The organism is Bartonella sp. AA81SXKL, assembly GCF_042196945.1.
Taxonomy (GTDB): Bacteria; Pseudomonadota; Alphaproteobacteria; order Rhizobiales; family Rhizobiaceae; genus Bartonella.
Map to the genome: position 1 here is coordinate 1 of NZ_JBHIRH010000199.1, position 766 is coordinate 766.

Annotated in this window: 1 protein-coding gene; it reads right to left on the reverse strand. The window is 32.5% G+C overall.

Features of this window, described 5'->3' with window-relative positions; translation table 11 throughout:
• Positions 1-66: 66 nt before the first annotated feature.
• Entirely contained in the window at positions 67-603 is a 537-nt protein-coding gene (locus ACFINZ_RS10575) for an AprI/Inh family metalloprotease inhibitor (RefSeq protein WP_011181419.1), read from the reverse strand.
• Between the last annotated feature and the right edge of the window lie 163 nt (positions 604-766).

A 766-nucleotide genomic window follows, 5' to 3' on the forward strand; every position in this document is an offset into this window, starting at 1 on the left:
TGCCATCAATGAAATTCAAGACTTCCTTAATATATCTGTTTTTTTTCATAAATGGCTAAAGATGATCTAACGGCTTAAAACAACGGGATAACCATCAAGTGTGTATCCCTCAAAACGATCAACATTAGAAGAATAAAGGGTAACAACAATACGTCCTGAATTATTATAGAAATATAATCTTTTTCCTTTAACAGTCCAAGAATTTACTTGAGAAAAGATTCCTGGACAATGTAAAGGGCCAGCGCGATATCCTTGTCCAAATTTTGTTTGCGGCGTTGCAATTCGGCAAACCTTACCACCCATAGAAAGATTCCACACCCCAGCAATACTTGCAGGAAACAAATCAATGGCATTTCCTGGCAATTCGAGATTAGCCATTTGTCCATCACTTTGAGAATCTCCTTTTTCATACAATAAAGTATTTGTTGTCTGAGGAGATGACGATAAATCAGACATTGTTTGAGGAACTGATATTGACTGAACAGGGTAAAAAAACTCTAAAGAACCACCTCTATCATTATTCTCAAACCGCGATGTTGAACAACCCGTTAAGAACGTTATAATCGATATTACAATTAAAAATGTTTTTTTTGAAAATATCATATCTATGCTCTTTCCCATGACAACAAATAGATTCACTCAAAGAAATGAGTAAACAGTTTTTATAGGGCATTCTACAAAAATAAATTAATAAATTAAAAAGAACAGGCTAAAAATTGCTTATTTTGAAAAATAATAATTTTTCTATTCGTTTTATATTGCATTA